General features: G+C 72.8%; 21 protein-coding genes. 10 read left to right on the top strand and 11 right to left on the bottom strand.

Features of this window, described 5'->3' with window-relative positions:
- The first annotated feature begins 9 nt into the window (after positions 1-9).
- Together ACERZO_RS01945 and ACERZO_RS01940 are read left to right on the top strand one after the other, a co-directional pair.
- Positions 10-894 carry an SDR family NAD(P)-dependent oxidoreductase gene (locus ACERZO_RS01945; protein ID WP_372660667.1) on the top strand — a complete coding sequence of 295 codons (885 nt, stop codon included), beginning with the start codon at positions 10-12 and terminating at the stop codon, positions 892-894.
- Between the two features lie 104 nt (positions 895-998).
- Positions 999-1,733, top strand: a complete 735-nt coding sequence (locus ACERZO_RS01940; protein ID WP_372660664.1) for a hypothetical protein — start codon at positions 999-1,001, stop codon at positions 1,731-1,733.
- A gap of 160 nt (positions 1,734-1,893) precedes the next feature.
- On the opposite strand, the gene ACERZO_RS01935 is transcribed toward ACERZO_RS01940, so the two are convergent.
- The 6 genes from ACERZO_RS01935 to ACERZO_RS01910 form a co-directional block, all read right to left on the bottom strand.
- Positions 1,894-3,165 (bottom strand): serine/threonine-protein kinase, encoded by a 1,272-nt coding sequence (locus ACERZO_RS01935; protein ID WP_372660661.1) that lies wholly within the window; start codon positions 3,163-3,165, stop codon positions 1,894-1,896.
- A 152-nt stretch (positions 3,166-3,317) separates the two neighbouring features.
- Positions 3,318-4,625, bottom strand: a complete 1,308-nt coding sequence (locus ACERZO_RS01930; protein ID WP_372660658.1) for an alpha-glucosidase/alpha-galactosidase — start codon at positions 4,623-4,625, stop codon at positions 3,318-3,320.
- Between the two features lie 17 nt (positions 4,626-4,642).
- The gene (locus tag ACERZO_RS01925) at positions 4,643-5,515 is read right to left on the bottom strand and encodes a carbohydrate ABC transporter permease (protein ID WP_372660654.1); all 873 of its coding nucleotides are present in this window, start codon (positions 5,513-5,515) and stop codon (positions 4,643-4,645) included.
- Positions 5,512-6,423, bottom strand: coding sequence for a carbohydrate ABC transporter permease (locus ACERZO_RS01920; protein ID WP_372660652.1), 912 nt, complete (start codon positions 6,421-6,423; stop codon positions 5,512-5,514). The genes ACERZO_RS01925 and ACERZO_RS01920 overlap by 4 nt, the downstream gene beginning before the upstream one ends.
- A 9-nt stretch (positions 6,424-6,432) precedes the next feature.
- Positions 6,433-7,698: an ABC transporter substrate-binding protein gene (locus ACERZO_RS01915; RefSeq protein WP_372660649.1), complete on the bottom strand. Its 1,266-nt coding sequence runs from the start codon at positions 7,696-7,698 to the stop codon at positions 6,433-6,435.
- Entirely contained in the window at positions 7,698-8,516 is an 819-nt protein-coding gene (locus tag ACERZO_RS01910) for an endo alpha-1,4 polygalactosaminidase (RefSeq protein WP_372660646.1), read from the bottom strand. The genes ACERZO_RS01915 and ACERZO_RS01910 overlap by 1 nt, the downstream gene beginning before the upstream one ends.
- Positions 8,517-8,790: 274 nt before the next feature.
- Between ACERZO_RS01910 and ACERZO_RS01905 the strand changes: the two genes are divergently transcribed.
- The 4 genes from ACERZO_RS01905 (at position 8,791) to ACERZO_RS01890 (ending at position 12,433) form a co-directional block, all read left to right on the top strand.
- Positions 8,791-9,867, top strand: coding sequence for a sensor histidine kinase (locus ACERZO_RS01905; RefSeq protein ID WP_372660643.1), 1,077 nt, complete (start codon positions 8,791-8,793; stop codon positions 9,865-9,867).
- Positions 9,868-9,907: 40 nt separating this feature from the next.
- Positions 9,908-11,014: a hypothetical protein gene (locus ACERZO_RS01900; protein WP_372660640.1), complete on the top strand. Its 1,107-nt coding sequence runs from the start codon at positions 9,908-9,910 to the stop codon at positions 11,012-11,014.
- The gene (locus ACERZO_RS01895) at positions 10,999-11,649 is read left to right on the top strand and encodes a response regulator transcription factor (RefSeq protein WP_372660637.1); all 651 of its coding nucleotides are present in this window, start codon (positions 10,999-11,001) and stop codon (positions 11,647-11,649) included. Before ACERZO_RS01900 ends, ACERZO_RS01895 begins: the two co-directional genes overlap by 16 nt.
- Positions 11,650-11,821: 172 nt before the next feature.
- Positions 11,822-12,433 carry a hypothetical protein gene (locus tag ACERZO_RS01890; protein WP_372660634.1) on the top strand — a complete coding sequence of 204 codons (612 nt, stop codon included), beginning with the start codon at positions 11,822-11,824 and terminating at the stop codon, positions 12,431-12,433.
- Here ACERZO_RS01890 and ACERZO_RS01885 read toward each other — a convergent pair.
- Entirely contained in the window at positions 12,400-13,296 is an 897-nt protein-coding gene (locus tag ACERZO_RS01885; protein WP_372660632.1) for a helix-turn-helix transcriptional regulator, read from the bottom strand. The genes ACERZO_RS01890 and ACERZO_RS01885 overlap by 34 nt on opposite strands.
- Positions 13,297-14,239: 943 nt before the next feature.
- Positions 14,240-15,043 (bottom strand): SDR family oxidoreductase, encoded by an 804-nt coding sequence (locus tag ACERZO_RS01880; RefSeq protein WP_372660629.1) that lies wholly within the window; start codon positions 15,041-15,043, stop codon positions 14,240-14,242.
- Positions 15,044-15,232: 189 nt separating this feature from the next.
- Here ACERZO_RS01880 and ACERZO_RS01875 point away from each other — a divergent pair, with 189 nt between their 5' ends.
- A complete protein-coding gene (locus ACERZO_RS01875) occupies positions 15,233-16,282 on the top strand; it encodes an aldo/keto reductase (RefSeq protein WP_372660626.1) in 1,050 nt (349 codons plus the stop codon).
- A 43-nt stretch (positions 16,283-16,325) separates the two neighbouring features.
- Here the strand turns inward: ACERZO_RS01875 and ACERZO_RS01870 are convergent, their stop codons facing one another.
- The 3 genes from ACERZO_RS01870 to ACERZO_RS01860 are packed head-to-tail and all read right to left on the bottom strand — an operon-like array spanning position 16,326 to position 19,639.
- Entirely contained in the window at positions 16,326-18,542 is a 2,217-nt protein-coding gene (locus ACERZO_RS01870; protein ID WP_372660623.1) for a heavy metal translocating P-type ATPase, read from the bottom strand.
- A gap of 20 nt (positions 18,543-18,562) precedes the next feature.
- Positions 18,563-19,402, bottom strand: a complete 840-nt coding sequence (locus ACERZO_RS01865) for a hypothetical protein (RefSeq protein ID WP_372660620.1) — start codon at positions 19,400-19,402, stop codon at positions 18,563-18,565.
- Between the two features lie 30 nt (positions 19,403-19,432).
- A complete protein-coding gene (locus ACERZO_RS01860; protein WP_372660617.1) occupies positions 19,433-19,639 on the bottom strand; it encodes a heavy-metal-associated domain-containing protein in 207 nt (68 codons plus the stop codon).
- A 123-nt stretch (positions 19,640-19,762) separates the two neighbouring features.
- Here ACERZO_RS01860 and ACERZO_RS01855 point away from each other — a divergent pair, with 123 nt between their 5' ends.
- The 3 genes from ACERZO_RS01855 to ACERZO_RS01845 all read left to right on the top strand — a co-directional run bounded on the left by ACERZO_RS01855 (position 19,763) and on the right by ACERZO_RS01845 (position 21,540).
- Complete coding sequence (locus tag ACERZO_RS01855) at positions 19,763-20,371, top strand: TetR/AcrR family transcriptional regulator (protein WP_372660614.1); 609 nt, start codon at positions 19,763-19,765, stop codon at positions 20,369-20,371.
- Between the two features lie 84 nt (positions 20,372-20,455).
- Positions 20,456-20,857, top strand: coding sequence for an ester cyclase (locus ACERZO_RS01850; protein ID WP_372660611.1), 402 nt, complete (start codon positions 20,456-20,458; stop codon positions 20,855-20,857).
- Positions 20,854-21,540: an SDR family NAD(P)-dependent oxidoreductase gene (locus ACERZO_RS01845; RefSeq protein WP_372660608.1), complete on the top strand. Its 687-nt coding sequence runs from the start codon at positions 20,854-20,856 to the stop codon at positions 21,538-21,540. Before ACERZO_RS01850 ends, ACERZO_RS01845 begins: the two co-directional genes overlap by 4 nt.
- Positions 21,541-21,598 lie beyond the last annotated feature (58 nt).

The following is a 21,598-nucleotide window of genomic DNA, read 5'->3' as shown; positions in this document are numbered from 1 at the left end:
GAGCATCCCATGAGTTCAGTGTTTTTCGTGACCGGTTCGTCGCGCGGGCTCGGCCGGCGGATCGCCGAACAGGCCCTGGCCGCCGGGCACCGCGTCGTCGCGACCGCCCGGGACCCGCGGGCCCTGGCCGACCTCGCGGCCCGCTACGGCGACCGCGTCCACGTCGAGCGGCTCGACGTCACCGACGCGGCGGCCGCCGAAGCCGCGATCGCCGCCGGGGTCGCCGCGTTCGGCCGGATCGACGTCGTGGTCAACAACGCCGGCCAAGGTGACCGGGTGTCCCTCGAGGACACGACCCTCGACGTCTTCCGGCGGCAGATCGAGACGAACTTCCTCGGCACGGTGTACGTCACCAAGGCCGCGATCCCGGTGCTGCGCCGGCAGGGCGGCGGCCGGATCATCCAGGTCTCGTCGGTGGGCGGGCGCGTCGGCAGCCCGGGGATGACGGCTTACCAGTCGGCGAAGTGGGCCGTCGGCGGGTTCAGCGAGGCCCTGTCCGCCGAGGTCGCGCCGCTGGGCATCAAGATCACGGTGCTCGAGCCGGGCGGCATGCGCACGGACTGGGGTGGCGCGTCGATGGCCACGCCGCCGATCAGCGAGCCGTACGAGGCGACGGTCGGCGCCTCGGCCCGCGCGATGGCCGACTTCGAGAAGCACGCGAACAGCGACCCCGCGAAGGTCGCCGACCTGGTGCTCACGGTCGCCGGCCTGGACGAGCCGCCGCTGCGCCTGCTGGCGGGCAGCGACGCCTACGAGTTCGGCCGCGAGGCGTGGCGGCACCGCCTCGACTCGGACGCGAAGTGGGCGCACCTGAGCACGTCCACCGACGACGCCGAAACCGGCGACGCGTGGCGCCGGCAGCGCGGCAAGAGCCTGCCCGACGTGCGGGCCTGACGACACCGACGGGTGGTTCGGCGGTTCCGGACGGCCGTTTGCGGGTAGCCCGGTGGTGTGAGGCTGAGCAGGCCCTGCCTGCGGGACTAGTGAGAGGTGAGCACATGAGCCAGGGCGATGCTCCGGTCGGGCGATCCGTGAAAACGGCGGCGGCCGGCGTACGGGACCTCGCGGCCGAGGCGGCGCGGGTGGGTGCGGCCGCGGCCGCACGGGCGGTGGAGATCACCGACCGCAAGCTGTCCGAAGGCGCGGACGAGCTCGCGAAGGTAGGCCGTTCGGCGACCAAGGACTTCGACAAGAGCACCCGGTCCTCGCGCCGTGACGTCCGCAAGCACTCGGTCGCGGCCCGCGACGAGGTGCTGAACCGCGCGGTGAAGCTGCGCGACCCGGGCCGCAAGGCGGCCCAGGCGCTGGCGACGGTGGCGGGCTCGGCGAACGAGTCGAACCGCAAGCGCCGCAAGGCGGTGGCGACGGCCAAGCGTGATCTGGCGGTGGCGCTGCAGGAAGCGAAGAGCGTGGCACGCGGGGAGCGCGGCCGCCGGGCCCGCTGGCCGTGGTTGCTGGCCCTGGGCGCGCTGGCGGCGGCGGTCGTGGCCGTGACGAAGGTGAAGAGGTCGAACCCGCTGGTGGAGGAGAAGCCCACCCCGGCTCCTTCGGCTTCGACGGCCCCGGCGCCGGTACCGGCGGACAAGACGGTGACGCCGGCCGACCAGGCGGTCCCGCCGACCCCGGCCAAGCCGGAACCCCCGAAGCCGGCCACGTCCAAGCCGGTCAACGGCGGCACCGCCAACGGCCACGCGGCCGCGGGCAAGGGCAAGAGCGAGCACAAGTCCCGGTAATCCCGGGTCCGGCCGGGGCGTCGCCTGATGAGGGTGGCGCCCCGGCTTTCGCGTACCTACGCGCACACCTCGATTTGGCGCCGGTATCCGGGCAGCTCCGGGGGTTCGTGCGGGCCTGCCTCGCGCTGCGCGATGGCAAGCTGCCGGGCCCGCTCGCTGATCAGATGCCCCGAGCGGCGGTCTGGCCCTTGCCCTTCACCGGACCGTTCCCCCGCGTCTTACCCTTGGCCTTGCCGCTCTCGGCGTTCGTGCTGTGCGCGGCGCCGGACGTGGTGGCCGCGGGCGGCGGTGCGGCCGCCGGTTCCGACGTGCCCGAGGACCCGCCTTGCGGCGATCCCATCAGGACTGTCGACGCGGGCAGCGTCGCCACCACCGAAGGCGGGGGCTGCGCCGGACTGCCGGGCGTGACGGAACCGGCGCCGGGCTCCTGGCCCGCGTCCGGATCCGCGGCGTCCGGCCGCGTCAGCAGCACGCCGAGCACCACCGCCGCGGCCGCCGTCGCGAGGCCACCCGCGGCGGCCAGCCGGCGGCGGCGCCGCGCGGGCACCGGAGCCAGGAGTGGCGCGGCCGGTTCCCGCAGCAGCCGCCCCACCTCGGCGGCCGTGGGACGCCGTGCGGGTTCGAGCGCGGTCATCCGCTCCAGGACGCGGGCCAGCGGGGCGGGCAGCCCGGCGGGCACGCGGGGCCGGCGGTGCAGCCGCGCCGTCGCCGACTCGGCGGGGGTGCCGGGGTACTCGCGCTCCGCGGTCAGGCACTCCAGCAGGATCAGGCCGAGGGCGTAGACGTCGGCCGCCGGGCCGACCCGCTCGCCGGCCACCTGCTCCGGGGCCAGGTACGCGGCCGTGCCGGTGACCAGGCCGGACCCGGTGACGTGCGTCGACTCCAGCTCGTGCGCGATGCCGAAGTCGGTGATCAGCGGGCCGTCGCCGCCGAGCAGGACGTTGGCGGGCTTGAGGTCGCGGTGCACGATCCGGCGGTCGTGGACGTGGGCCAGCGCGTCGGCCAGCCGGACGGCCAGCTCGGTCACCTCGTCGGCCGGCAGCGGCCCGGCGAGCAGGCGCTGCGCGAGGTTCTCCCCGTGCACCAGCTGCATCACCAGGTAGGGCCGGTCGCCGTCGGTGCCGCTGTCGAACAGGGCGACGACGCGCGGGTGGTCGATGCTTGCCTGGATCGTCTTCTCCCGCGCCCGGCGCAGCCGCTCGACGGCCACCGCGCCGCGGTCGTACACCTTGACCGCGACGTCCCGGCGCAACCGCTGGTCGAAGGCCTGGTAAACGCGGGCGGTGCCGCCGGCGCCGATCAGGCCGCCGACCTCGTAGCGCCCGGCGATCACCTCGGGCGGCTCGTCGCGGGCCCACCACGGCCGCACGCCGGTCACGTCCAGCGAAAACCGGGGAGAGGTCGGGGTGTCGCCATCGTGCTCACCGAGCATGGGCGGCGACCTCCGCAGGCTGAGGGCGAACGCCGGCCGGGAGGGCTCGGCGCCGGACGACGGCTGCTGGCTGAACCGGGAAACGAGCTCACACTTTACGCCCGGCCCGGCCGGCGCGCCGATTCACCCGTGCCGCGGAGGATCTTGGCGGGTCAGCGGCCCAGGACCGCCCGCAGGCCGGGCTGCAGGCGCTCGCCGTGCGCGCGGACCAGGTCGTCGCACAGCTCCCAGATCCGCTCGACCGGCAGCGCGGCCGCCGTGGCCGGGTCGGTCATCGCGGCGTGGCGGATGTGGCGCGGGTCGTCCTCGATCGCCGCACGGACGACCAGGTCGTTCATGCTCAGGTACGTCCGGTTGAGCGCGGCGAGCTGCGGCGGCAGCGCGCCGATCCGGGTCGGCCGGACGCCGGTGCCGTCGGCCAGGCACGGCACCTCGACCACGCCGCCGGCCGGCAGGTTCTCGATCAGGCCGCGGTTGACGACGTTGCCGTAGACGGTCCGCGGCGTGCCGGTGACCAGGCTGTGGACGATCTGCGGCGCGTACTCGTTCGTGCCTTCGACGGGCAGCGGCTCGTCGGCGGCGATCGCGCGGCGGGTCTTCTCGTACTCCGCTTCGTTCTGGGCGACGATGCCGAGGTAGGCGCCGATCGGCAGCCGCAGCCGCTCGACTTCGCTGTCGTGCCCGAGGTACCAGGGGACGTACTCGGCGGAGTGCTCGCTGGTCTCGGTCGGGTAGTAGCCCAGGCGCCGGAACATGTCGAACCGGACGCGCCGGCGCAGCTGCGCGTCGGACTCGGCCAGCTCGGCCAGCCGCGGGTACAGGTCGCTCCCCCGGTGCTCGAACCGCAGCACCCACGCCTGGTGGTTGACGCCGGCGGCGACGTAGGCGACCTCCTCGAACGGCACCCCGACCAGCTGGGCGAGCCCGTGCACGGTCCAGTACACCGAATGGCAGAGCCCGACGACCCTGCTCAGCCCGGTCGCCTCGGTGAGGTACTGGACGTTCATCGCCATCGGGTTGGTGTAGTTCAGCAGCCACGCGTCCGGGCAGACGTCGAGGATGTCCTCGCCGAGCGCCTTCAGGAACGGGAACGTCCGCAGCGCGCGGAAGATCCCGCCGACGCCGAGGGTGTCGCCGATGGTCTGGCGCAGGCCGTACCGCGCGGGGACTTCGAAGTCGGTGCGGGTCGCCTCCCCCATGCCGATCTGGACGATGTTCACGACGAAGTCCGCGCCCGCCAGGGCTTCCCGCCGGTCGGCGTGCGCGGTGAGCACCGGCTTGCCCCCGCGGACGGCGGCGATGCGCCGGGCCGCGGCCAGCGCGGTCGCGAGCCGGTCCGGGTCGATGTCGTGCAGGGCGACGTGGACGCCGTCCAGTTCGGGGTAGGCGAACAGGTCGGCGAGCAGCCCTTGGGTGAAGACGACGCTGCCGGCGCCGACGAAGGTGATCTTGGGAGTCATGGGATCCGATCCGGTGGTCAGGCCTTGAGCCCGCTGGAGGTGATGGACTGGATGAACGTCTTCTGCGCGCCGAGGAACGCGAGCAGCACCGGCAGGACCGTGATGACGTTGCCCGCCATCACCGCGGCCCAGTTCGTGTGGTGCTGGCCCTGGAACGTGGTGAGGCCCAGCTGCAGCGTGTACACCGTGTCGTGGTTGAGCGCGATCAGCGGCCAGGTCAGGTCGTTCCACGTGCTCAGGAACGTCAGCACGGCCACGGTGCTCAACGCGGGCCGCGACAACGGCAGCACGATCGTGACCAGCACGCGCAGGCGCGAGCAGCCGTCGATCCACGCGGCCTCTTCGAGTTCCCGGGGCAGGGACAGGAAGAACTGGCGCAGCAGGAACACCGCGAACGGCGTGACCAGCGACGGCACGATGAGCGCGCCCAGGCTGTCGATCAGGCCCAGCTTCTTCATCACCAGGAACGTCGGGATCATGGTGAGCTGGAACGGGATCGCCATCGTCGCGATCATCAGGGCGAGCAGCGTCCGCGAGCCGGTGAACCGCATCCGCGCGAACGCGTACCCGCCGAGCGCGCCGAACAGCAGGTTCGACCCGACGGTCACCGCCGACACGATCAGCGAGTTCCCGATCCAGCGCACGAAAAGCGCGTTCTCGAGGACGTACCGATAGCCCGCGAAGTCCACATGGGACGGCCACAGCGACGGCGGGAACCGGTTGATCTCCGCGTTGCTCATCACCGAGCTGAGCAGCAGCCACACCAGTGGCGCGGCGAACACCAGCGCCAGCGGGAGCAGCAGCAGGTGCCAGGCGCTGAACGGCAGCCGCGGGCGGCGCAGCTCGGGCAGCGTCCGCGGCGCGGGCACGCTGTCGATCCGGGCGGTCACCGGAGTGCCTTCCGGGGGCGGCGCGCCAGGCGCACGGCGACGACGACCACCAGCAGGCCCAGCGCCAGGACGTACGCCGAGGCCGCGCCGTAGCCGGCGGTGAAGTTCTTGAACGCCTGCTCCCAGACGAAGTAGACGATCACCGTCGTGGAGCCGAGCGGGCCGCCCTTGGTCGTCACGTACACGAGGTCGAACACCTGCAGCGACGTGATCAGCTGCCACAGCACCAGGAACGCCGTCACCGGCAGCACCGCGGGCAGCGTCACGTGCCGCAGCACGCGCCAGGTGCCCGCGCCGTCCAGCCGGGCGGCCTCCACCAGCGACGGCGGGACGTCCTGCAGCGCGGCCAGGTACACCACGACGCAGAAGCCGGTGCCGCTCCACAGCGTGATGCCGACCAGCACGAGCAGCGCCTGCGCCGGATCGGTCAGGAACCCCTGCGGGGAAACGCCGAGGTGGTGCAGCAGCGAGTTCGCCGCGCCGAACTGCGGGTCGAGGATGAAGGAGAACAGCACGCCCTGCGCCGTCGCGGACAGCACGAACGGGACGAACACGAGCGTCCGGTACACCCCGATCAGCCGGATGCGCCGGTTGAGCGCCTGGGCCAGCAGGAAGCCGAACAGGATGCTCAGCGGGACGTACAGCACCGTGTAGAGGACGGTGTTGCCGACGGCCTGGGCGAAGTGCGGGTCCTGGGCGAGCGCGGCGTAGTTGTCGAGCCCGACGAACCGGCTCGGCGTCACGAGGTCGTCGGCCTGGAAGGACAGCAGCAGCGACCAGGCCACGGGGACGACGCCGAGGCCGAGGATGATGAGCACGGCGGGCGAGATGTAAGCCCACGCGGCGGCGGTTTCGCGGCGTCTCCTGGCTGCGGATGTGACGGTGATGGGACTCGGCAGTCCGGGCATGGCGGCTCCCTAGCGTGGGATGATCAGGGCGGCGTTCGCGGCCGCGGCGCAGTCGCGCAGGGCGTCGGCCGGGCTCGCCTGGCCGAGCAGCACGGCGACGATCGCGGTGCCGACGGCCGCCGACACCTGGGGGTAGGCCGGGTGCACCGGCCGGACGCGGGCGTTCGCCAGCGCGTCCACGAACACCGGCAGGCCCGGCGTCTCGGCGGTTTTCTCCTGCCACGCGGGCAGGTCCTTGGTCTGCGGGCTCAGCGGCAGGCTGCCCGCGCCGTCGTCCCAGCGGACGTCCTGGGCCGGGTCCGCCAGCCAGGACAGGAAGGTGCGCGCCGCCCGGACGCGTTCCTCGCCGTTGTCGAAGAGCGTCCAGGTGTCCGGGCCGGAGATGGTCACCGGGCGGCCGCTGAAACCGGGCAGCGGCACGATCGCGTAGTCGACCCCGGCGTCGGCGATGTCGGGCAGCTGCCACGGGCCGGTCGGCACCATGCCGATGTGGCCGGCTTCGAACGCCTGGTACATCTGCTCGCTGCCGGTTTTCGGGTCGAGGTAGACGGACTTGGCGGCGGCGAGGTCGCGGACGACCTCCAGGGCCCGCACGCCCTGGTCGGCGAACCCGATGCCGCGGCCGTCCGCGCCGATGACGTCACCGCCGAGGTCCCACACCATCGGCCAGATCCGCCAGACGGTGTCCTCGTCACCGGTGGCGGGCCAGGCGGTGCCGAAGGTGCCGTCGGCCGGGTCGGTGAGTTTCTTCGCCGTGTCGACGAAATCGGCCCACGTCCAGCCCGCGGCGGGCAGCGGGAGCCCGGCTTTCTCGAACAACGCCTTGTTGCACACCACGGCCAGCGAGTCCAGCAGCGCCGGGACCGCGCGTACGCGGCCGTTGACGGTGACGGCTTCCCTTGCCGGGGCCCAGAACCCGGGTCCGGCGTCGACGAGATCGGTGACGTCGACGACCTGCGGGCTGCGCGCGACGCTCGCGAGGTCCGAGCCGAAGACGTACGCGATGTCCGGGAAGGACCCCGACGCGAGCGCCGCGGTGACCTTCTGCAGCATCGCGTCGGCGAGCACGCCACCGCCGAGGTCGATCCGGATCCCGGGGTGGGTGCGGTGGAAGTCCGCGACGAGCTCCTCGAGGACCTTCTTGCCGGTGTCGGTCTGGCCGTGCCAGACCTCGACGGTGACCGGGCCACCGGCGCCGCGGGCCGGGCCGCAGCCCGCGACGGCGGCGCCGAGCGTCAGCCCGGCGGCGCCGCGCAGGAATCCGCGCCGGTCCATCAGCAGGTCTTGCGGACGTAGCCGGCTTCGCCCTTCGGGACGACGTCCAGGTCGCGCCGCACGATGCTCAGCGAGCTCCACCGGCTGCAGGCGGTCTTGAGCCCGCTGTCGGTGTACTCGATGACGATCACGTGGTCGCCGAACGCGGGCGTGAACTCCCCGCAGTTCTTCTGCTGGCCGCACTCTTCGGCGACGGCGAAGTCGAGCCCGTTCGCCTGGCGGTTCCCGGCCAGTTCGGAGGTGTTCTTCTGCCCGATCGCCAGTCCCTTCGCGTGGGCGTGCGCGGAGAGCAGGCGGATGTAGGCCTGGGCGTCCGCATCGGACAGCAGGCCGCGCGAGCGCGTGAAGCTGTCGTAGTTGTCGGGCTCGACACCCTGGTAGCCCTTGGCCGCGCAGTCGTCGACCCAGGCGTTGACCTTCGCGGCGACGCGCTGGCGCTTGTCGGCGGTGCGCAGGTCGAGGAGGGCTTCGTCCCAGTCCTCGTCGATGACGACGTTGCCGTTCGCGTCCCGCAGGAGGAGGTCGCCCCACTCCCCCTCGGCGCCGGGCTGCGCCTGGAAAGCGTTGACGTAGCAGATGTTGTAGAGCCCCGGGGCGGGCTGGGCGGTGTGGTCGCGGCTGAGGACCTTGACGTCGCTCGCCGGGGTGTAGGCCCCGCCGATCTGGTAGTCGAAGCCGGCTTTGACCGGGGGTGGCGTGACGGCGGCAGTCGTCGCCGCGCCGGCCGGCGGGGTCGCGTCGGCGGAGCAGGCGGTGCCGGCCAGGACGACGGCGGCCAGAGCGGCTCCGGTCAGGAACTGAACGCGGGAAGGGGGCATCCTCGAACTCCGGATGGTGGTGGGCACGACCCCGCCTCGGACCACGAGCAGGTCCTGGCGACTCAGTCCGGGCTCGCGGCGGCGGCCGACATACCGGCTGGGCGTACCTCTGGCGTCGGGCGTCCGTTCCGACGTGTCCAGCAGTAAAGCGAGCAGGACCGGGCATGTCAAGTGCTCGATAGTGATTGATTACCGGCCTTTATGGACAGAATTGCGCGTCAGGCGGCGCCTGGTAGAAACAGCACGTCCGATTTCCGCAGTGCCCGGGAGGGTGATGACCGCCAGCGCGCCGGGGCCGGTCGAGGCGCAGTTCCGGGCGTCGGTCACGCGGTTCGCGGGCCCCGCGCGAGCGGTGGCGGCGACGGTCGTCGGCGTGTTCGGCGTCGTGGCCGCCCCGGGCGACGCGCTGCCGCTGGCGTTCGGCCTGCTCGCGCTGAGCCTGGTGGTGGACGTCTTCGGCGGGTCGTTCGCCTTGGTGGCGGCGCGGGCCGGCGCGGTGGCGGGGTGTCAGCCGTGGATCACGTCGGTGCCGGGCGAGGCGAGCCTGTGGGCGGTGAACGTCCTGACGATCACCGCGATCACGTGGCAGTGGGAGCACTCGCCGCGGCTGACCGCGCCGGTGCTGGTGGCGTTGCCGGCGCTCGGGGCGGCGTTCGGGGGCGGGGACTGGCTGCCGGTGGCGTTGCGGGTGGTGGTGGAGAGCGTCCTGGCGCGGGTGGCGTTCGTGCTGCTGGTCCGCTCGACGGCCCGCACGGACGCGGTGCGCGCCGAGCAGGCGGCCCTCGAGCAGGCGGCGGCGCTCGAGCAGGACCGGCGGAGACGCGAGCGCGAGTACCTGGCACTGCTGCACGACACGGCGTCGGCGACGTTCCTGGCGGTGGCCTCGGGGACGGCGGCCGACCGGGCGTCGGTGGCCGGGTACGCGGCTCGCGACCTGGCGATCTTGACGGCCCCGGACCGCTCGGTCGACACGCCGGTCGACGTCGAGGCGGGGCTGCGGAAGGTGCTGACCGGGCGCGCGTTGCCGGTGTCGGCGGTGTGGGAGCCGGTGCCGCTGGTGCCGGCGGCCGCGGCGTTGGCGGTGGTGCGCGCCGCGGAGGAGGCGTTGCGCAACGCGGAACGGCATTCGGGGGCGGATTCGGTCGCGGTGCGGTTGTTCGCGGTGCCGGGCGGGGTGGCGGTGACGATCACGGACTTCGGGGTGGGGTTCGACCCGTCGTGCGTGCCGGCGGCCCGGCGCGGGGTGCGCGGGTCGGTGGTGGAACGGATGAGCGCGGCCGGCGGGACGGCGGAAGTGCGGTCGGCGCCGGGCGAGGGAACGACGGTGACGTTGAGGTGGGCGCGTGGGTGAGCCGGCGGCCGGGACCGCGTTCCCGATCGAGGGTGGTCGCGTGGCTGATCCAGTGGCGTCGTCGCCCGCCGACCCAGCGATCCGCCTCGCCGCGGCCATCCGGATCGTGCTGCTCGGCGTCACCGGCACCATCCAGCTCGGCCTCAGCCTCCCGCCCCTGCTCCGCCACCAAGCCGCCTACCGCCCGCCCCTCGCTCCCGACCTCGCCTACGGACTCCTCGCCGCGACCCTCGCCCTCTCCGCGATCTGGATCCTCCGCCGCAAGCCGCTCCCCATGGCCGTCGCGGTGACCGGGACCCTTGGAGTCCTCCTCGCCTCCTTCGCCGCCACCGAAGCGCTTCCGCCCGGCTCCTTCTTCCGCGAACCGCACTGGTCCTTCGGGCTCGTCGGGTGGCACCTGCTCGTCCTCCTCGCCGACCGCACTCCGGCCCTGCTCGCCGCGCTCGGCGGGCACGTCGGGGTCAGCGTGGCCCAGTTCCTGCTCGACGGGACCCCCACCCGCACCGAGCTCGGCGACGCCGGCATCGTGCTGTTCGCCGTCACCACCTTCCAGCTCGCCATCATCGGCCTGATCCGGCTGCTCGACCGCCGGGCCTCCGACGCCGCCGCGGCCGCCGCCGGACGCGAACGCCTCGCCACCCGGGCCGCCCTCGCCACGCAGGCCGGGCGGGAGCTGCGGGCCGGGTTCGCCGAACAGCTCGGGGCCACCCTGCCGCTGCTCGCCGGGCTCGCCGACGGGACCGTCGACCCCGGGACCGCCGACGCCCGCGCCCGGTGCGCGCTCGCCGCCGCGCAGCTGCGGCGGCTCTTCGCCGAGAACGACGACGTGCCCGATCCGCTGGTGCACGAGGTCACCGCCGGCCTGGACGTCGCCGAGCGGCGCGGGGTCGCCGTGACCCTCGCCGTCAGCGGGGACGTCGTCGCCGTCCCGGCCGAGGTCCGGCGCGAGCTGGCCGCGCCCGTGTTCACCGCGCTGGCCGCCGCCCGCACCCGGGCGCGCGTGAGCGTGCTGCGGACCCCCGAGCTGGTGCGTGTCGCCGTCTTCGCGGATGGTGAGGCCGAATTCACCGGAGCGGCGGCGGTCCCCGTGACGTCCCAGTCCCGGGACGGGCAGACCTGGATGGAGGCGCGGTGGCGACCCGAGTGACGGCCGTGGTGGTCGACGACCACCCGGCGGTGCGCGCCGGCGTGGCGTACTGGCTGGCGGCCGGCGACCCGCCGATCGACGTCGTCGCCGAGGGCGAGGACGTCAAAGCCGCCTGGCTCGGCGACGGCGCGGCCGCCGACGTGGTGATCTTCGACCTGCACCTGGGCGGCCCCGCGCCGGCGTTCGGCGATCTGCGGCGGCTGGCCGAGGCCGGGCGCCGGGTGGTCGTCTACTCGATGCGCGCGGACGACGACGTCGCCCTGCAGTGCCTCGAACTGGGCGCGCTCACCTACCTGACGAAGGCCGAGGGCGCCGGGCACCTGGTGGAGGCGACGCGGGCGGCGGCGCAGGACCGGCCGTACACGCCGCCGTCGCTGGCCGGGGCGCTCGCCGGCGACCGGTCGGAGACGCGGCCCGCGTTGTCGGCGCGCGAGACCGAGGTGCTCGTCGAGTGGTTCCAGTCGGAATCGAAGGAGTTCGTCGCGCACCGGCTGGGGATCTCGCCCAGCACGGTGAACTCCCACCTCGAGCGGATCCGGGTCAAGTACGCGCGCATCGGCCGCGAGGCGCCGACGAAGGCCGCGCTGGTCGCCCGAGCCATCCAGGACGGCCTGATCGGCGTCGACGACCTGTGACCCCCGTGTGGTGCGAACGGCCCACACCACCGGCGGCGCGCCCGGGTTAGCGTCCGGCCGACGGAGCCGCGAGGGCGCCCCGTGCCGGCCGCCGCGACCGTTCCCCGGGTCGGCCGCGGCGCTCGGCTCCGCCCGGCCGGAACCCGTCCGGCGGGGTCGTCCGAGGAGATCCATGAAGCACGTCCGCACCACCGCCCTGCTCGCCTCCTGCGCCGCCGCGCTCCTGCTGTCCGCGTGCGGCGGGGAGTCCGGCCAGGCCGTGCCCGCCGCGCCGACCAGCGCCCCGGCCTCCGCAGCCCCGGAGTCTTCGACGGCCGCGGCGGCTCCGGTGGGCGACGTCACCAAGCCCGGCACCGAGCTGAAGCTCGGCGAGCGCGCGGTGGTCCCGTTCAAGTACGGCACGAACAAGTCCGGCACGATCGCGATCACCGTGACCGCGATCGAGAAGGGCGACAACGCCGACCTCGCGAAGTACGGCGACAAGGCGAAGGGCATCACGCCGTACTACCTGCGCGCGACGGTCGAAAACGTCGACGGCGCCGACCTGGCCTACTCGTCGGTGTCGCTGCGTGCCCTCGGTTCCGACGGCCGCTCGACGGGCGTGATCATCACCGGCAGCACCGACCGGTGCAAGTCGGGCACGGCGGGCAAGGACTTCACCGCGGCGGGCGCGAAGTTCGAGACGTGCACGCTGCAGGGCGCCCGCGAAGGCGCGACGGTCGAGGCCGCGACGTTCGACAAGGGCGACGGCTACGACAAGTCCCCGGTGGTCTGGAAGAGCTGAGTCTCGGCCTGGCCTGCCGCCCACGACGCCAGCAGGGCCAGCCCGTCCGCGGTCGCCGTGCCGGCGGGCGCGGTGTAGACGGTCAGGACCAGGCCGGGTTCGGCGGGCAGCTCCATCGCCTCGACGTCCAGGTCGAGCCGGCCCACCACCGGGTGGTGCAGCCGCTTGCGCCCGGACCGGTGGAGCCGGACGTCCTGGGACGCCCACCGCTGCCGGAACAGTTCACTGCGCGTCGACAGTTCGCCGACGAGGGCGATCAGCTCCTCGTCGTGCGGATTGCGGCCGGCTTCCATGCGCAGCTTCGCGGCCACATCGCCGACGATCCGGTCGTAGTCGACGAAGAACGCTTTCGCCGCTTCGGGATCCAGATAAACGAACCGCGCGGTGTTGGCCGGCCGTCGCGGGTCGGCCAGCAGCGGTGCATACAGCGCGCGGGCGAGGTGGTTCGTGGCCAGGACGTCGTAACGGCCGTTGCAGAGCCAAGCCGGCGCGTCGGTGATGGCGTCGAGCACCTGCCGCAGCGCCGGACGCACCGTCCCGGCGGGGCGCCGGCGGCGGGGACCGCCGGCCGCCCCGGACTGCCGCGCGAGGTGGAACAGATGATCGCGCTCGGCCTCGTCGAGCTGCAGGGCAGCGGCCACCGCGTCGAGCACCCCGTCGGAGGCGCCGCCGAGGCTGCCGCGCTCCAGGCGCACGTAGTAGTCGACCGACACCCCGGCCAGCAGAGCCACCTCTTCGCGGCGCAGCCCCGCGACCCGGCGGTTGCCGCCGTAGGCAGGCAGCCCCGCCCGCTCGGGCGAGATCCGCGCGCGACGGGAGCGCAGGAATTCCTTGATCTCGGTGCGCAGGTCGATCGTGGTCACCTGGTCACCGTAAGCCCTGTCCGCGGGCGGAGGGAGGTTCTGCCGGTACCCCCGACGCCCCGGCCGGACGACGCCGGCTCCCCAGGCAAGGGGAACTCGAGAACGTGCACCGACGAGAACCCAGACTCCCCCGCACCCCGATCCGAAGCCAGAACACGGCCGGCAGCGCCGGGTCAAGGCATCTTTCCCGCCTTGACGCGGTGTTGCCGGCCGTAGTCACAATGACAGCTTCGGGGTGCCGGAAGGGGCTTTGCCAGGACAGCTGTCCCCGCACGGCCCGGTGGCCCGCCCCCCAACGCCGTGAATGACTCATTCACGGCGCCAGACGCCAGGGCTCCGGCAAAGTCGGATGGGGCGATGCTCCGCCCGGCACCACCGCCCGCGGAACGCCGGGCCGAAGAAGCGCTTCGGCAGGATGCCGAGCTTCGGCGGTCATCAACGACTCGTTCATCGCATCCGGCGAGATGAACGACTCGTTTATGCCATCCGCCAACCGCCACCTGAACGACTGCCCACCGCCTCGCCACGCCACAAAGGCCGACGCCAAAGGCGAGAGGCCCCCGAGAACAGACACCGACGAGAACCCAGACTCCCCCGCACCCCGATCCGAAGCCACAACACGGCCGGCAACGCCGGGTCAAGGCATCTTTCCCGCCTTGACGCGGTGCTGCCGGCCGTAGTCACAATGACAGCTTCGGGGTGCCGGAAGGGCTTTGACAGGACAGCTGTTCCCGGCCCCGCCCACGGAACGCTGGACCGAAGAGGCGCTTCGACAGAATGCCGAGCTTCGATGGTCATCAACGACTCGTTCATGACGTCACCGGCCACCGGACCGGCCGCTCCGATCCGACTTTGCCGGGACCCTGTCGCCAGACGCCATGAATGACTCATTCACGTCGCCAGACGCCATGAAAGAGTCGTTCATTGCGTCGCCGCGCAGGTACTAGGTACCCGTCGCGGTCGTGGCGATGCCGCCGTCGACCGGGATGATCGTGCCCGTCAGGTAGGCCCCGGCCCGGCCGGCGAGGAACACCGCGATACCGGCCATGTCGTCGTCGCGGCCGAGGCGGCGCAGCGGGGCCTTCGCCGCGATCTCGTCGCCGATGGCGTCGAGCGTGGCCGCCATCATCTGCGACGGGAACGGTCCCGGGGCCACCGCGTTCACCGTGATGTGCTGCGGGCCCAGTTCCCGGGCCAGCACCCGGGTGAGCTGGTGGAGTCCCGCTTTGCTGCCGGCGTAGGAGTAGTTGGGCGCGGCGGCGACGTGGATGGCGGCGATGCTGCCGATGTTGACGATCCGCGCGGGATCGTCGGCGGTGCCCGCCCGGCGAAGCGCGGGGAGCAGCGCCTGCACCAGCCAGAACGGCGACTTGAGGTTGAGGTCGATCACCTCGTCCCAGGCCTCGTCCGGGAACGTTTCCAGGGGTTCGCGCCACATCGCTCCCGCGTTGTTGACGAGGATGTCCAGGCGGTCCGAGTCGCCGGTGACCAGCTCGGCGAGGCGCCGGCACTCGTCGTGCCGGGACAGGTCGGCGGGGAACGCCCGGACGTCCCCGAATTCGGACAGCTGCTGCTGCGCTTCCGCGCACGCGTCCGCCTTGCGCGAGCTGATGGTGACGCGAGCGCCCGCCTGCAGCAGGCCGCGCGCGATCATCAGCCCGATTCCCCGGGTGCCGCCGGTGACCAGTGCGGTCTTGCCGCTCAGGTCGAAGAGGTCCGCGTGCGCGGTGAACCGGTTGTCCGCCATGGATGTTCGTTCCTTCGGTCGGGGAAGCTCCGAATCGAGGTTGACAGGCGTCCCGGACGTTCGGGAGACCCTGGTGATCCAGGTACCCGGAGAGCCTCCATGCCGCCCTTTTGACAAGCGGAGAGGTCTCCACTAAGGTCGGCGACGTATCCGGAGACCTCTCCACATCATCTCGTCAGGGAGCCACCCATGCACTACGTGAAGCTCGGCACCACCGGCCTCGACGTCTCGCCCATCGCGATCGGCGCGATGACCTACGGCGAGCCCGACCGCGGCCACCCCGTCTGGTCCCTCGGCGAAGAAGACGCGCGCCCGCTGATCAAGCACGCCCTCGACGCCGGCATCACCTTCTTCGACACCGCGAACATGTACTCCAACGGCTCCAGCGAGGAGATCCTCGGCCGCGCGCTCAAGGACTTCGCCGACCGCGACGACGTCGTGATCGCCACCAAGCTGCGCCACCCCATGCGCCCGGGTCCCAACGGGAAAGGCCTGTCCCGCAAAGCGATCATGACCGAGGTCGAGCACTCGCTGCGCCGGCTCGGCACCGACTACATCGACCTCTACCAGGTGCACCGCAACGACCACGCCACCCCGCTCGAAGAGACCCTCGAAGCGCTGCACGATCTCGTCAAGGCCGGCAAGGTGCGGTACCTGGGCGCGTCCTCGATGCCCGCGTGGGAGTTCGCGAAAGCCCGGCACCTGCAACGCGAACACGGCTGGGCGCGATTCGTGTCCATGCAGGACCACTACAACCTGCTGCACCGCGAGGAAGAACGCGAAATGATCCCGCTGTGCCTCGACGAAGGCGTCGGCACGATCGTCTGGAGCCCGCTGGCCCGCGGCCGCCTCGCCCGCGCCTGGGACGACGCGAAGTCCACGGCCCGCGCCGAGACCGACGGCGCCTTCGCCGACATGCTCTACTCGCCCAGCGAAGAGGCATCGAACCGCGCGATCGTCGAGGCCGTCGGGAAAATCGCCGGCTCCCGCGGCGTGAGCCGCGCGCAGATCGCCCTCGCGTGGCTGCGCCGCCAGCCCGTCGTGACCGCTCCGCTGGTCGGCGCGGGTTCCACGAAGCAGATCGACGACGCCGTCGCGTCGCTGGACGTCGAGCTCACCGACGACGAAGTCCGCTTGCTGGAAGCGCCCTACACGCCGCGCTACGACTGGCAGGGCGTCTCCGACGAGGCCGAGCTGGACGCGATCCGGGCGCGCATCCCCGGGATGGCCCTCAAGTAGCGGACCCGCCGGGCCGTCCCCGTGGGAACGGCCCGGCGGCGGCTCAGGCCGCGCCGGAGCGGAAACCGCGCAGCCGCAGGCTGTTGCCGACCACGAACACCGAGCTGAACGCCATCGCCGCGCCCGCGATCATCGGGTTCAGCAACCCGGCCGCGGCCAGCGGCAGCGCCGCCAGGTTGTAGGCGAACGCCCAGACCAGGTTGCCCTTGATCGTGCGCAACGTGCGGCGGGACAGCCGGATCGCGTCGGCCACCGCGCGCAGGTCGCCGCGGACCAGCGTCAGGTCGCTCGCCTCGATCGCGACGTCCGTGCCGGTGCCCATGGCCAGCCCGAGGTCGGCCTGGGCGAGCGCCGGCGCGTCGTTGACGCCGTCGCCGACCATGGCCACGACCTTGCCCTCGTCCTGCAGCCGCTTGACGACGTCCAGCTTGTCCGCCGGCAGCACCTCCGCGATGACCTCGTCGATCCCCACCTCCGCGGCCACCGCCCGGGCGACGGCCGCGTTGTCCCCGGTCAGCAGCACCGGGGTCAGCCCGAGCGCGCGCAGCTGGGCGATCGCTTCGGCCGACGTCGGCTTGACCGTGTCGGCGACCACCAGGACGCCGCGGGCCGCGCCGTCCCAGGCCACCGCGACTGCCGTGTGCCCCCGTTCCTCCGCCGCGGTCTTCGCGGCGGCGAGGTCGTCCGGCAGGGGCTGGTTCCAGTCCGCCAGCAACGCGGTCCGTCCGACGAGGACGGCGTGCCCGTCGACGGTCCCCTGCACACCGAGGCCTTCCACGTTCGCGAAGTCCTCGACGGCCGGCAGCTCGACGCGCTCCCGGGCGCCGCGGGCGATGGCCGCCGCGATCGGGTGTTCCGACGCGTCCTCCAAGGCCCCGGCCAGCCGCAGCAGCTCGGTCTCGTCGACGCCCTCACCCGGGTGGACACCGGTGAGCGTCATCCGGCCGGCGGTGACCGTGCCGGTCTTGTCCAGCACGACCGTGTCGACGCGGCGGGTGGACTCCAGCACCTCCGGGCCCTTGATCAGGACCCCGAGCTGGGCGCCGCGGCCGGTGCCGACCAGCAGCGCCGTCGGCGTGGCCAGGCCGAGCGCGCACGGGCAGGCGATGATCAGCACCGCGACCGCGGCGGTGAACGCGGCCGCCGCGCCGGCGCCGCTGCCGAGCCAGAAGCCGAGCGTCGCCACGGCCAGCCCGATCACGATCGGCACGAACACCCCGGACACCCGGTCGGCCAGGCGCTGCACGTCCGCCTTCCCGCTCTGGGCGTCCTCGACCAGCTTGGCCATCTGCGCCAGCTGCGTGTCCGTCCCGACGCGCGTGGCCCGCACGACCAGCCGGCCCCCGGCGTTGACGGTCGCGCCGGTGACGGCATCGCCTTCGCCGACCTCGACGGGCACCGATTCCCCGGTGAGCATCGACGCGTCGACGGCGGACTGGCCTTCCTCGACCACGCCGTCGGTGGCGATCTTCTCCCCGGGCCGCACGACGAACCGGTCCCCCACCGCCAGCTCGGACGTCGGGATCCGGACCTCGGCGCCGCCGCGCAGCACCGCGACTTCCTTCGCACCCAGCTCCAGCAACGCCCGCAGCGCGGCGCCGGCGCGGCGCTTGGACCGCGCCTCGAAGTAGCGGCCGGCCAGGATGAACGTGGTGACGCCCGCGGCGACCTCGAGGTAGATGTTGCCGGCGCCGTCCGAGGGCGCGACCATCAGCTCGAACGGGTGCACCATCCCCGGCTCCCCGGCCGTGCCGAACAGCAGTGCCCACACCGACCACGCGAACGCCGCCAGCACGCCCATCGACACGAGCGTGTCCATGGTCGCGGCGCCGTGGCGGAGGTTCGTCCACGCCGCCCGGTGGAACGGCCACGCGCCCCAGGTGACCACCGGCGCGGCCAGCGTCAGCGAAATCCACTGCCAGTACGTGAACTGCAGCGCCGGCACCATGGCCGCCAGGATCACCGGCACCGCCAGCACCGCACTGGTGATCAGCCGCTGCCGCACCGGCCGCGCCGGATCCTCTTCGTCCACTTCGGACTCGGGCGGCTCCGGCCGGGGCAGCGTCGCGTGGTAGCCGGCGGCTTCGACCGTGGCCACCAGGGTCGCCGGGTCGACGCCTTCGGGAGCGAGCACGCGGGCTTTCTCGGTGGCGTAGTTGACCGAAGCGGTGACGCCGTCGAGCTTGTTGAGCTTGCGCTCGATGCGGTTGGCGCACGACGCGCACGTCATGCCACCGATCGCGAGTTCGATCTCGGTCATGATCGGCTCTCCTTTCGCGGTCAGTGGCCGGTGGCGACGGTGAATTCGGCGGTGCGGACGACGCCGCCGTGGCGGAAGTCGAGGAACAGCCGGTAGGTCCCGGCGCTGGGGACTTCGGCGGCGAAGCGCACCTCGGGTCCGGCGCCGGGTCCGCTCTCGGGGTGGACGTGCAAGTAGGCGAGGTCCCCGCCGCGCAGCGCGACCAGGTGCCCGTAGGCGCCGAGGTAGGGCTGCAGGTCGGTGACCGGGACACCGGCACGGCTGACGGTCAGCGTCAGCGGCGACGTCTTCCCCGCGGTCAGGTCCCCGGCGAGTTCGACGCGGTAGCCGTCGACGGTCGCGACGCGGCTGGGCGCGAAGGTCGCCGGCCGGTAGTCCCCCGCGACCGAGAGGTCGACGCCGAGCGTCATCGGCTTCCCGCCGGTGGGCGCGAAGTCGGCGAACGCGCGGTAGGACCCCGCGGCGGGCAGGGCCAGCGGGACGCTCCACGTGCCGTCCGGGGCCGGCTCGGGGTGGACGTGCCGGAAGCCCGCGGTGTCCCGGCGGACGACGATCAGGTGGAGCTTCTTCTCGTGCTCGACGTCGAACGCGGTGACGGGCCTGCCGTCCGGACCGGTGATGCGGAAGGAGAACCGTCCGGCTTCGGCGACCGGGTCGGCGAAGGTGTAACCGTCCTGACTGGACGCGAGCCCGCCCGGGAGGCCGATCTCGGTCGTAGTCTCCGCGTGGCCCCCGCCGTGCCCGGCCTCCTCGGCGGCCGCGGTCGCGACCGGGCCGGCCGCCTTGCCCACGACGAATCCGCCGGCCGCGAGCAGGGCGAGCGCCCCGCCGAACACGGCGAGCCGTGCTGTGGTGTTCATGGCACTGATCCCTTGAGTTCCGGTCGCCGGCTAGCCGGCGAGGGTGTACCCGGCTTCTTCGACGGCGGCGCGGACGCGCGCTTCGTCGACCGGCTCGGCACTGGTGACGGTGACGGCCCCGGTGGGCAGGTCGACGGCGACGTCGGTGACACCGTCGATCGCCCCGACCTCCTCACCGACCGAAGCCACGCAGTGCCCGCAGGTCATCCCGGTGACGGTGAACGTCGTCCGGCTCATGGTGTCCTCCCAGAAGTGCGGTGTCCCGGCCCGGTCGACCATACCCCTAGGGGGTACCAGTATCAAGCCGGGTTCCTGGGCCAGATTCCGCAGCGATCGATGCGAAAGCGGTAGGCTGGGGGGATGAAGACCGGGAAGCGCCGTCCGGCCGGCCGGCCGCGGGGGTTCGACCCCGACGCGGCCCTCGAGCGCGCCCTGCTGGTCTTCTGGGAGCACGGCTACGAGGGCGCGAGCCTGGCCACCCTGACCGAGGCGATGGGCATCTCCACCACCAGCATGTACGCGACCTTCGGCAACAAGGAAGAGCTGTTCCGCAAGGCACTGGAGCGCTACACCGAAGGCCCCAGCGCTTACGTCGTGGACGCGCTGGAACAGCCCACGGCACTCGAGGTCACCACCGCGCTCATCGCGGGCACGATCGAGACGACCACCCGGCCGGCGGGCCCGAACGGCTGCCTGGGCGTCCAGGGCGCCCTGGTCACCGGCGACTCCGGCCGCGGCGCCCGTGACCTGCTCGTCGGCTGGCGCGACGACGGTTACGCCACCCTCCGCGACCGGTTCGAACGAGCCGTCGACGACGGCGACCTGCCCCCGGAAGCCGACCCCGTCGTGCTGGCCCGCTTCGTCACCGCCCTGGCGTACGGCATCGCCGTGCAGGCCGCCGGCGGCGTCCCCCGCGAGGAACTCCAGGCGATGGCCGACGCCGCCCTGCGCGCCTGGCCGCTTTCCTGACCTTTCCGCATCGATCGATGCAAAACGTGCTACGGTCGAATTCTGCATCGATCGATGCGGAAATCGACGGGACGGGGACACCCGATGTCCGACCTGCGCGAGTTCTACCTGCGCTACCTCGAAGAGCTCAACGCCCACCGGTTCGGCGGGATGGCCGGGTTCATCGCCGACCGCACCACCCTGAACGGCGAGCCGGCCACCCGGGACGACCTCATCGCCGTCCAGAAAGCCGACGTGGCCGCCGTTCCGGACCTCCACTGGGAGCTCCGGGAACTGCTCTTCGACGGCGACCGGCTGGCCGCGCGCCTGGTCAACACCGGCACCCCGGTGCGGGAGTGGCTCGGCGTCGCGCCCACCGGCGCCTCCTTCGAAATCACCGAGTACGCCATCTACCAGGTCCACAACGGACGGTTCGTCCACATGACCGCCCTGCACGACGCCGGCGAGCTGCACCGGCAGCTCACCGCCCGAAAGGAACGACCATGACCGTCACCCTGATCACCGGCGCCAACAAGGGCATCGGCTTCGAGACCGCGAAGCAGCTCCTGCAGCGAGGCCACACCGTCTACCTCGGCGCCCGCGACCCCGAGCGGGGCGAGAAAGCCGCGGCCGAGCTCGGCGCGCGGTTCGTCCGGCTCGACGTCACCGACGACGCGTCGGTCACCGGCGCGCTGGCCACCATCGGCGCGGCCGAGGGGCTCCTCGACGTCCTGGTCCACAACGCGGGCGTCCTCGGCAGCGAAGCCCTCGACGGGCCGACGGCCCTGCGGGTCTTCGACACCAACGCCGTGGGGATCGTGCGCGTCACCGAGGCGGCCCTCCCCTGGCTGCGCAAGTCTTCGAATCCCACCGTGGTCACGGTCTCCAGCAGCGCGGGGTCGTTCTGGGCGGTGACCAATCCGGACCGGCCGGAGTACCAGCTGCCGCTCGCGCTCTACTCCGCGTCGAAGGCGGCGGCCACCATGCTGACCCTCCAGTACGCGAAGTCCCAGCCCGGCATCAAGTTCAACGCGGTCGAGCCCGGCACCACCGCCACCGACATGACCGCCGCGTTCGGCATCGGCCGGTCACCGCGGGAGAGCGCCGAGGTCGTCGTGCGGCTGGCCACCCTGGACGCCGGCGGCCCGACCGGAACTCTCCGCGACGAGACCGGGGTGCTGCCCTGGTAGCGGAGGTATCTGGCGGCGGGCGGCGTGCTCTTGAGTGCTGGCGGAAGGCCGGACCACC

Source organism: Amycolatopsis kentuckyensis (assembly GCF_041679295.1).
Taxonomy (GTDB): Bacteria; Actinomycetota; Actinomycetes; order Mycobacteriales; family Pseudonocardiaceae; genus Amycolatopsis; species Amycolatopsis kentuckyensis_A.
Note: the sequence above shows the minus strand (reverse complement) of the source record. Positions and strands in the feature narration are given on the sequence as shown.

Excerpts from the sequence above, each read along its gene's own strand:
- ACERZO_RS01945 (WP_372660667.1), top strand. The coding sequence starts at position 10 with ATGAGTTCAGTGTTTTTCGTGACCGGTTCGTCGCGCGGGCTCGGCCGG.
- ACERZO_RS01940 (WP_372660664.1), top strand. The coding sequence starts at position 999 with ATGAGCCAGGGCGATGCTCCGGTCGGGCGATCCGTGAAAACGGCGGCG.
- ACERZO_RS01935 (WP_372660661.1), bottom strand. The coding sequence starts at position 3,165 with ATGCTCGGTGAGCACGATGGCGACACCCCGACCTCTCCCCGGTTTTCG.
- ACERZO_RS01930 (WP_372660658.1), bottom strand. The coding sequence starts at position 4,625 with ATGACTCCCAAGATCACCTTCGTCGGCGCCGGCAGCGTCGTCTTCACC.
- ACERZO_RS01920 (WP_372660652.1), bottom strand. The coding sequence starts at position 6,423 with ATGCCCGGACTGCCGAGTCCCATCACCGTCACATCCGCAGCCAGGAGA.
- ACERZO_RS01915 (WP_372660649.1), bottom strand. The coding sequence starts at position 7,698 with ATGGACCGGCGCGGATTCCTGCGCGGCGCCGCCGGGCTGACGCTCGGC.
- ACERZO_RS01910 (WP_372660646.1), bottom strand. The coding sequence starts at position 8,516 with ATGCCCCCTTCCCGCGTTCAGTTCCTGACCGGAGCCGCTCTGGCCGCC.
- ACERZO_RS01905 (WP_372660643.1), top strand. The coding sequence starts at position 8,791 with ATGACCGCCAGCGCGCCGGGGCCGGTCGAGGCGCAGTTCCGGGCGTCG.
- ACERZO_RS01890 (WP_372660634.1), top strand. The coding sequence starts at position 11,822 with ATGAAGCACGTCCGCACCACCGCCCTGCTCGCCTCCTGCGCCGCCGCG.
- ACERZO_RS01880 (WP_372660629.1), bottom strand. The coding sequence starts at position 15,043 with ATGGCGGACAACCGGTTCACCGCGCACGCGGACCTCTTCGACCTGAGC.
- ACERZO_RS01875 (WP_372660626.1), top strand. The coding sequence starts at position 15,233 with ATGCACTACGTGAAGCTCGGCACCACCGGCCTCGACGTCTCGCCCATC.
- ACERZO_RS01870 (WP_372660623.1), bottom strand. The coding sequence starts at position 18,542 with ATGACCGAGATCGAACTCGCGATCGGTGGCATGACGTGCGCGTCGTGC.
- ACERZO_RS01865 (WP_372660620.1), bottom strand. The coding sequence starts at position 19,402 with ATGAACACCACAGCACGGCTCGCCGTGTTCGGCGGGGCGCTCGCCCTG.
- ACERZO_RS01860 (WP_372660617.1), bottom strand. The coding sequence starts at position 19,639 with ATGAGCCGGACGACGTTCACCGTCACCGGGATGACCTGCGGGCACTGC.
- ACERZO_RS01855 (WP_372660614.1), top strand. The coding sequence starts at position 19,763 with ATGAAGACCGGGAAGCGCCGTCCGGCCGGCCGGCCGCGGGGGTTCGAC.
- ACERZO_RS01850 (WP_372660611.1), top strand. The coding sequence starts at position 20,456 with ATGTCCGACCTGCGCGAGTTCTACCTGCGCTACCTCGAAGAGCTCAAC.
- ACERZO_RS01845 (WP_372660608.1), top strand. The coding sequence starts at position 20,854 with ATGACCGTCACCCTGATCACCGGCGCCAACAAGGGCATCGGCTTCGAG.